General features: G+C 71.3%; 7 protein-coding genes. 5 read left to right on the top strand and 2 right to left on the bottom strand.

The window, feature by feature from the left end; genetic code table 11:
• Nucleotides 1-22: 22 nt before the first annotated feature.
• Nucleotides 23-2,707, bottom strand: a complete 2,685-nt coding sequence (locus tag ACFU99_RS23590) for an ATP-binding protein (protein ID WP_384395063.1) — start codon at nucleotides 2,705-2,707, stop codon at nucleotides 23-25.
• 427 nt (nucleotides 2,708-3,134) lie between these two features.
• Between ACFU99_RS23590 and ACFU99_RS23585 the strand changes: the two genes are divergently transcribed.
• Genes ACFU99_RS23585 through ACFU99_RS23565 form a run of 5 tightly spaced genes read left to right on the top strand, consistent with a single transcriptional unit; the run spans nucleotide 3,135 to nucleotide 7,445 of the window.
• A complete protein-coding gene (locus ACFU99_RS23585) occupies nucleotides 3,135-4,625 on the top strand; it encodes an ATP-binding protein (RefSeq protein ID WP_384395062.1) in 1,491 nt (496 codons plus the stop codon).
• A gap of 25 nt (nucleotides 4,626-4,650) precedes the next feature.
• Nucleotides 4,651-5,037: a roadblock/LC7 domain-containing protein gene (locus ACFU99_RS23580; protein WP_384395066.1), complete on the top strand. Its 387-nt coding sequence runs from the start codon at nucleotides 4,651-4,653 to the stop codon at nucleotides 5,035-5,037.
• Nucleotides 5,034-5,396 (top strand): DUF742 domain-containing protein, encoded by a 363-nt coding sequence (locus ACFU99_RS23575; RefSeq protein ID WP_384395060.1) that lies wholly within the window; start codon nucleotides 5,034-5,036, stop codon nucleotides 5,394-5,396. The genes ACFU99_RS23580 and ACFU99_RS23575 overlap by 4 nt, the downstream gene beginning before the upstream one ends.
• Nucleotides 5,377-6,000, top strand: a complete 624-nt coding sequence (locus tag ACFU99_RS23570; RefSeq protein ID WP_363230496.1) for an ATP/GTP-binding protein — start codon at nucleotides 5,377-5,379, stop codon at nucleotides 5,998-6,000. Before ACFU99_RS23575 ends, ACFU99_RS23570 begins: the two co-directional genes overlap by 20 nt.
• Nucleotides 5,997-7,445, top strand: coding sequence for a cytochrome P450 (locus ACFU99_RS23565; protein WP_384395059.1), 1,449 nt, complete (start codon nucleotides 5,997-5,999; stop codon nucleotides 7,443-7,445). Before ACFU99_RS23570 ends, ACFU99_RS23565 begins: the two co-directional genes overlap by 4 nt.
• Here ACFU99_RS23565 and ACFU99_RS23560 read toward each other — a convergent pair.
• A partial coding sequence (locus ACFU99_RS23560; RefSeq protein WP_384395057.1) for a terpene synthase family protein occupies nucleotides 7,349-8,476 on the bottom strand: 1,128 nt, incomplete at its 5' end. The two genes, ACFU99_RS23565 and ACFU99_RS23560, sit on opposite strands and share 97 nt — an antisense overlap.

Here is an 8,476-nt window from a genome sequence, read left to right as displayed (position 1 = left end):
CCCCTCCCCTTGCCACCACGTCTCACAGCCCCACAGCGGCCAATTCCTCCCGCGCCTTCTTCGCGACGCCGTCCGCCCCGCAGTCCTCGGCGAGGCCGAGCCCCTGGCGGAGCTGTTCGGCGGCGCCGGCGCACTGGCCGTCGCGCCGGAGCGCCGTGCCGTGGTCCACCAGGGCGGCCGCATACTCGTACCGGCTCGGGGAGCGGCGCAGATGGTCGACGGCACACTCCAGCATGGAGAGGGTTTTGCTCTCCTCGGCGAGCGCCGACGCGCGGCGCAGCGCCTCTCCCATGGCGGTGTCGGTGCCGAACCGGGCCGCGTGCTGGACGGCCTCGGCCGACAGCGCGCGGGCGCGCTCGGGGTCCTCGTCGGCCAGCGCGTCCGCGAGGTCGAGGGCCCAGGGCGCCCACAGGGTGTTGTTGCGGCCACGCTCGGCCAACTGGCGCCCCACGGCCTCCAGTTCGATGACCGCCTCTTCGCGGCAGCCGCGGGCCAGCAGCAGCCGTCCGGCGAGACAGGCGGCTTCGGGCATGACGATCGCCGGTGAGTAGGGCGCGCCGAAGGAGTTGGCCTTGGCGACGGCCTGGGCCTCGTCCACATGGCCGCGGGCGAGCAGCGTGTCGATGAGCAGGCAGGTGCCGTTCCACCGGACGGGCATGCCGGGGCTGTGGCGGCCTGCCAGCCGGAGTCCCTCGCGGAGAAACGTCTCAGCGAGTTCGAGTTGCCCGCGTCGGCGGTGCACGAGACCCACGATGTCATGGGCGTACGCGAGGTGGGCGCCGCTCCAGCCGGCGATCTCGAAGGCGCGGGCGGCCTCGTCGGACAGGTCCGCGACGTCGTCGAGCCGGTCGGTGTAGGCGAGGGTCAGACAGATGACGGAGGGGATCTCGAACCCCCACTGGGTGTTGGTCCAGCCCAGTCCTGGAGTGAGGCGTCCGTCGACGAGCGCGCGGTCGATGATCTCCGAGACGCGCAGCGCGTTCTCGCCGCGGATCATGCCGTCGAAGGCGCGCAGCGCGAGCAGGGCCCGCTCGGCGTCGTCGGCGCCGTCGAGACGATCGGCTATAGCGGCGATCCGCCGCGCCCGGCCGATGCTGTCCACCTCGTCGACCTGCGTGCTCGTCCAGAGGTAGTGCGCGACCTGGAGCCGCATCAGGCCGGGGCCGGCGGGGGTACGGGAGGCCTCGGCGGCCACCACTTCGGCCGCTTCGGGGAGTTGACTGTTGTGCCCGTACACCTGGGAGAGCCGGTACGTGGCGTCGACCCGCAGTTCCTCCGGGAGACCGGGCAGGGAGAGCGCCTCGCGCAGGTGGCCGATGGTGGTGTGCGGCGAGGTGAGCAGGGCGGAGCAGCCGAGTTCGTACAGGAGGGCCGCGCGCTCCTCGTCGGGCGGCGGCTCCTGAAGGGCCCGCTCCAGGCAGCGGCGGGCCGCGTGCGGGGCGCCGACGGCGAGGTGTTCCTGGGCGGCGGCGCGCAGCTGCTTCACCAGGTCCGGATCGTCCTCGGGGTGGACCTCCAGCAGATGCCGGGAGGCCGCGGCCGGACCGTGGCCCTCCTCGGTGACCGCGAAGGCGGCCTGACCGTGCATGGCGGTACGGAAGGCGGCCGGGATGGCCTGGTAGATGGCGGTGGCGATGAGCGGGTGGACGAATTCGAGATCGCTGGAGCCGGTGAGGATACGGGCCTCGCGCAGCCGGTCCGCGCACTCGGCGGCCGTCGCCGGGGACACCGCGGCCAGGTTGGCCGCGAGCCGGGGCGAGATCTCGGTGCCGAGCACGGCCGCGGCCCAGGCGAAGCGGGTGACCTCCGTGCCGAGCCCCGCCAGCCGGGCGACGAGACCGGTGCCGCGGGCCTCGGCGCCGAGGTCGCGCAGCAGCGCGGCACAGTCCTCGACCGGCTCGATGGCGCGGTCCCGGGCCTTGGCGATCAGCTCCACGGCCTCGTACGGATTGCCGCCGGTGACGGCCCAGACCTCGCGGCAGAAGGGGTCGTCGGCGCCCTCGCCGAGGGTCGTGCGCACGAGCTCGGCCACGGCTGCCGGGGTGAGTTCGCGGAGGGCGACGGGGCGGACGTCGCGACCGCCGACGAGGCCGGCGAAGGCGGGGGCGTGCTCGGGGAGTTCGTCGGGGCGGTAGGAGAGGACGACGAGGAGCGGGAGTTCGGGCAGCCGCACGGCGAAGGAGGTGAGCCAGGCCAGGGACTCGGCGTCGGCCCAGTGCGCGTCGTCGATGATGAGGACCAGCGGGTCATTGCTGACGGCGAGCCGGGTGACGACCCAGTCGATGCCGTCGCGCACGCCCTGCGGGTCGGGCTGCTGGTCGCGGGGCGGCGCCACGCCCAGGGCCGGTCCGGCGATGTCGTACCAGGCCGCGAAGAGGCCCCGGCGCTCGGCTTCGGAGATCGGCACGATGGCGGGCTGGAGCAGTTGCCGTACGACGTGGAAGGGCACGGAGCGCACCGATTCGCCGCCGCGCGCGGAGAGCACGGTGCAGTGGCCGCGCTCCATGGCGATGCGCCGCACCTCTGCCAGCAGCGCCGTCTTGCCGAGACCGGCCTCCCCGCTGTACAGCAGTAGTCCGCCGCGGGGTGTATCCCCTTCGGCGGCGTGTCCGCAGAAGGCGTCCACCGCCCGCTCGGCGGCGGCGATCTCCTGTTCGCGCTCGAACAGGGCGGCGGAGTGCCGCTGTTCGTGCTGATGCCCCGTCATGGCGGTTTCTCCCGACGGTCTGTCCATACGGTCTGTACATGTACCTGGTGCGGCGATCCTAGCCGCGTCGGGCGCTGCGCGGGCGGGGTTCCGGGCAGGAACACCGGCACGGGTGACGCCCGCGATCGAACGAACACCTGTCCTGTGACTTCGCAAAAGAATTCGTGCACAAAAGCGCGGGCATTATGCCCCCTTCGAATTCACTCATCAGTGCGTCACTCCGAATATGACATCTTCGTCCCGCAGACCGGCATGGCAAGCTACGCTCCATGGCGCGAAGTGGGTTGCCGTGACCACAGCACACCGCTGCCAACTGCTGCGCTGCCGCTGTTCTTCGAGGTAAAACAGGCCGGCGCCCATTCGCACACGCAGCTCCGAAACCCATTCACCCCCATTCACCTCCCTTTCCAAGAGTTCAAGGATCTCGATGGTTGGTATTGGCTCGACATCCCATGCCAGGCGGCCCACCTCCGCTTTCATATGGCTGCTGCCCCCCGCCGTGGTCGCGGTCTGCGCGGCGGCCGCGGTCGCGGCGGTCACGGCCGAGGCGCGGACCCCGGTGGCCTGGTGCGGCACGGTGGCCACCCTCGCCGTCGCGCTCGTCGCGGCCGAGGCGATCCGCCGCGGGCGGCTCATCGAGTCGCTGCGCGCACGGTCCGCCGAGCGCGAGGCCGCCCTCCAGGGCCGGCTCGACCAGCAGGAGGCCGAGATCGTCCGGCTCGCGCGGGAGATGCTGCCCGCGGCGGTGATCCTGCTCCGCCGCGGCACCCCGCTCGACGACGTGCTCCGTCACGTCCACCCGATCGTCCGGCTGGAACCGCAGTACGCGAAGGCGCACCGGCAGTTGCTGCGCGCCGTCATCGAGGCCGTCCACACCGAGGAGGGCATGCGCGACTCCGCGCAGCGCGCCTTCGTGAACATCGCCCGGCGCGTACAGGCCATCGTCCACCAGCAGGCGACGGACATCCGGGAGATGGAGGACCGGCACGGCGCCCAGCGGGAGTTCTTCCGCGACCTGCTCCACCTCGACCACGGAAACGCCCTGGTCGGACGGCTGGCCGACAGCATCGCCGTACTCGGCGGATCGCGGCCGGGGCGCCAGTGGAAGTACCAGATCCCGCTGTACAACGTGTTGCGCGGCGCCATGTCGCGCATTGTCGACTACCGCCGGGTCGACCTGCATTCGGTGGCCGACGTCGCGATCGAGGGCCCGTTGGTGGAGCCGCTGATCCACGCCGTCGCCGAACTGCTCGACAACGCCACGCGGTACTCCCCGCCGGAGACGCGCGTGCATCTCACCGCGATCCAGGTGCAGTCGGGCGTGGCCATCGAGATCGAGGACTCCGGCGTGGGACTCACCGACGAGACCCGGCGGCGCGCGGAGGCGGTGCTGAACTCGATGCACGGCGGCCTGGACCTGGACGATCTCGGCGAGGCGCCGCGGCTGGGCCTCGCCGTGGTCAGCCGGCTCTCCAAGACGCACGACTTCCTGATCTCGCTGCGCCCCTCCGCCTACGGCGGCGTCCGGGCCGTCCTGGTCGCCCCGCAGGACATCATCCGGCCGACCCACGCGCCCGGTGGCGAGGTGGCCCGGGCCGCCACCTTCCCGCCCCCCAAGATCAAGAGGCGTCCGGGCTCACCGCCTCCGCAGGTGCCGCCGCCCATGGAAGAGCCACCGGCCGCCGAGTACGACGGGGAAGGACTCCCGCAGCGACGGCGCCGCATGCCCAACACCCCGCGCATCCGCTCGTTCCGTGAACCCGCGAACGTGAACTCGCCGCGCAAGCCCGTCGAGAGCGAGCCGCCCCGGGAGCCCGGTCTGTGGATCGACTCCTTCATGAGCGGCTTCAACGGCTTGACGCCCGCGGCCGATTCGGGTCAGCCGAACAGCGACGCAATGTCAGACAAGGAAGAGTAGCCAAGTGACGCAGCTGCGGTTCAACATGGACTGGATGCTCAAGGATCTGGCGACAGGTGTTCCCCAGACCCGCCACGTGATCGTGCTGTCCTCCGACGGCCTGCGCATGGCCCAGCACGGCCCGGACACCGACGCCGCCGACCGGCTCGCCGCCGCCTGTGCCGGCCTCCAGAGCCTGTCGACGGCCGTCGCCACCGAATTCCCGCACGGCGACGGGCATATGAGACTGGTCGTGATCGAGGTCAGCGGCGGCTTCTTCTACATGATGGCGGCCGGGCCGGGCGCGTATCTCGCGGTACTGGCCGACGACGACGTGGACACGGGCCTGATGGGGCAGCAGATGCGCGATCTGGTGGCCCGTATCGGTGAGCACCTCACCAGCCCGCCGCGGGTCAGCGGACCGGTGACATGAGCGAGGCGCGACGCCGCGCCTGGGACCCGGGCAACCCCGAACGGCTGTTCACCATCTCCGACGACGCGAGTCCGGTGCAGCACAAGGGCCCTCTCGACCTGGTGACGCTGATCGTGACCCGGTCCGTGCCGGACTCGGGGTTACAGCCCGAGCAGGCCGCGATTCTGCGGATGTGCGACTACCCCCTCTCGGTGGCCGAGATCTCCGCGTATCTGACCCTGCCCGTCAGCACCCTGCTCGTACTGCTGGACGAGCTGGTCGCACGGGAGCAAGTTGAAGCACGGCCTCCGGTACCGGCCGCCGCGCTGCCCGATATCCAGCTTCTTGAGGCGGTGATGCATGGACTACAGAATCTCTGACGCGTACACCGGCCCCAGGAGCGAGGACTACCTCCCCGCCTCCGCCGCCACGGCGGTGAAGGTGGTGATCGTCGGTGGCTTCGGCGTCGGAAAGACGACCCTCGTCGGTTCGGTGAGCGAGATCCGCCCGCTGACCACCGAGGAGACGATGACGCAGGCCGGCGTGGGGGTGGACGACATCGCCGGGGTGGAGGAGAAGACCGAGACCACCGTGGCGATGGACTTCGGCCGGATCAGCATCAACGAGCGGCTGGTGCTCTATCTGTTCGGCACCCCCGGCCAGCAGCGCTTCTGGTTCCTGTGGAACGGGCTGTTCGAGGGCGCCCTGGGCGCCGTGGTACTGGTCGACACCCGTCGGCTGGAGGTCAGTTACGACGTGGTCGGCCGCCTGGAGGAGCGCGGCGTGCCCTTCGTGGTCGCCGTCAACGCCTTCCCCGGAGCGCCCTCCTATCCGATGCGTGAGCTGCGGTCCGCCATGGACCTGCCGGACGAGGTGCCCATGGTCGAGTGCGACGCCCGCGACCGCGGCTCCTGCCGCGACACCCTGATGGCGCTCATGCGATACCTCCACTCCATGACGACCGTATCCCCGGAGCGACAGTGACCTTCCCCGACGAACACGCCCGCGCCCAGTCCCCCCTCGCGCCGCCGCCGCAGTGCCCGGCGCACGGCGGCGGCTCCGGCGGGATCACCCGGCTGTACGGGCCCGACGCCGAGACCGACCCCATGGCGCTGTACGAGCGGCTGCGTGAACGGCACGGCCCGGTCGCGCCCGTACTGCTGGACGGCGACCTCCCTGCCTGGCTGGTGCTCGGCTACCGCGAGAACCTGGAGGTGGTCCGTACGCCCACCCGGTTCTCCCGCGACTCGCGGCACTGGAGCGCCCTGCGCGAGGGCCGGCTCACCGCGGACCATCCGCTGGCGCCCGTCTCCGCGTGGCAGCCCATCTGCGTCTTCGCCGACGGTCAGGTGCACGAGCGCTGGCGCGGGGCGGTCAACGACAGCCTGGACCGCTTCGACCGCCGGGGCATCCGCCGCCACATCACGCGCTTCTCCCACGAGCTGGTCGACGCCTTCTGCACCGAGGGCACCGGCGATCTGGTGCACCACTTCGCGGAGCCGTTGCCGATGCTGGTGATGACGACGCTGCTCGGCATGCCGGACGACTACGGTCCGCGGCTGGTCGAGGCCGCTCGTGACATGGTCAAGGGCACGGAGACGGCGGTCGCCAGCAACGCGTTCCTCCAGGAGACGCTGAGCAAACTGGTGGCCCGCAAGCACGGCAGCCCCGGTCTCGACCTCACGAGCTGGCTGCTCGAACACCCCTCGAAGCTCAGCGACGAGGAGGTCGTGCACCATCTGCGGCTCGTCCTCATCACGGCGTTCGAAAGCACCGCGAACCTGATCGCGAACACGCTGAAGATGATTCTCACCGATCCGCGCTTCCGCGCCCACCTGGCGGGCGGCCATATGACGTGGCCCGACGCGGTGGAGCAAGTGCTGTGGGACGAGCCGCCGTTCACGACGATCCTCGGCCGCTGGGCGGCGCAGGACACCGAGCTCGCGGGCCAGCAGATCAAGGCCGGTGACGCCCTGGTGATCGGGCTCGCCGCGGCGAACACGGACTCCGTGATCCGCCCCGACCCGATGGCCCCGGTCCACGGCAACCGGTCCCATCTGGCGTTCAGCGGCGGCACCCACGAATGCCCCGGCCAGGACATCGGCCGGGCCATCGCGGACACGGGCATCGAGACGCTGCTGACCCGGCTGCCCGACCTCGTGATCTCCTGCGAGGAGTCCGAGCTGAGCTGGACCTCGTCGCTGATGGTCCGTCATCTGGACGCGCTTCCGGTGCAGTTCACCCGCCAGGCCCAGCAGCCTCCCGCGCCCGATCCGGGCGCCGCGTGGGAGGCGTCGTTCGCGGAGGAGGACGCCGCGGCCGAGGCGCTCCGTCAGCCGCCCGCGACGGCCCCGGAGCCGCCGGCCAGTGCGCCGCTGCTGCTCAAATCCTGGTGGCAGTCGCTGGCCCGGTGGTGGCGCGGGCTCTGACGCGGTACGCGCAGCTGGTCCCACCACCAGGCCACGGTCGGTATGGGCAGGGGCTCGGTGCTCGGGTCGGTGGGGCGCTCCCGCCAGGTGACGTTCAAGGTCGCGCCGGGTACGGGGAGTTCGTGGCGGTTGCGCGGGCTGGCGTAGCGCGGTGCGGTGTCGGACCACCGTATGTTCCCGGCTATGAAGTGGCCCAGCCCTTCGAGGTAGCGGCGCAGGGCCGGTCCGGCGTCGTCGAGGAGCTGGTCGCGCAGGGTCAGGAAGAGGGTCATGGTGCGGTCGCGGACAGCCAGGGCGTCGGCGACCGCCTGGTCGAAGGTGCAGCGGTTGTGGTGCATGAGGACGTTGACGACGTTCTGGCCGAGCTGCTGGCCACTCGCGCGCCGGCTGTCCTCCTTGGCATAGGAGAGGAGGTCGTTGTCGCAGGACACGATCAGGCCGGTGGCCTCGGTCACGGCCCGGACGGCATCGGAGTACAGCTGCTCGGCCGGCACCTCGATGTTGTTGCCTATCTCGATGAGGGCCGCGTCGAACCGGCCGCCGACATCCGATATCCGGCCGGGCAGGTAGTCGGCCAGGCTCGGCATGATGCCGCGGGCGCTGTTGCCGTTCTGCCAGGCCACCCCCAGCAGGAAGTCCCGGAGGCCGTCGGTGAGCCGCTGGAACTGTACGGGGGTGGTCAGCGCCCGGGTACGGCGGACGAGGTCGTCGAGGGCGGCGGCCACCGGGCCCGCGCCGAGCATGCCGGAGCCCGGCGCCTCGACGCAGCGGGTCATGCGGAAGCCGAGGTCGATGATGTCGAGGTGGCGGGCGGCCGGTGAGCCGGTGTCGAGGCGCACGTCGTCGAGGGCGAACATCCAGTGGTTCCAGATGGCGAGGAGGAACAGATGTTCCTCCTCGCCGTGCGGGGCCACCCGGCAGCTGAACTCCGTGGCGTGGGCGGCGAGGTTCCAGGCCCGGTCGACGTCGTTGGCGAAGATGCCGCTGGCGTCCAGCCAGGCGATGGCGCGCTGTTCGATCCGGTCGGCCTG

Origin of the sequence: Streptomyces sp. NPDC057654 (assembly GCF_042800135.1) — a bacterium.
GTDB lineage: Bacteria > Actinomycetota > Actinomycetes > Streptomycetales > Streptomycetaceae > Streptomyces.
Note: the sequence above shows the minus strand (reverse complement) of the source record. Positions and strands in the feature narration are given on the sequence as shown.

Coding starts and splice junctions, on each gene's coding strand:
- ACFU99_RS23575 (WP_384395060.1), top strand. CDS start 5,034: ATGAGCGAGGCGCGACGCCGCGCCTGGGACCCGGGCAACCCCGAACGG.
- ACFU99_RS23580 (WP_384395066.1), top strand. CDS start 4,651: ATGGACTGGATGCTCAAGGATCTGGCGACAGGTGTTCCCCAGACCCGC.
- ACFU99_RS23590 (WP_384395063.1), bottom strand. CDS start 2,707: ATGACGGGGCATCAGCACGAACAGCGGCACTCCGCCGCCCTGTTCGAG.
- ACFU99_RS23585 (WP_384395062.1), top strand. CDS start 3,135: ATGGTTGGTATTGGCTCGACATCCCATGCCAGGCGGCCCACCTCCGCT.
- ACFU99_RS23570 (WP_363230496.1), top strand. CDS start 5,377: ATGGACTACAGAATCTCTGACGCGTACACCGGCCCCAGGAGCGAGGAC.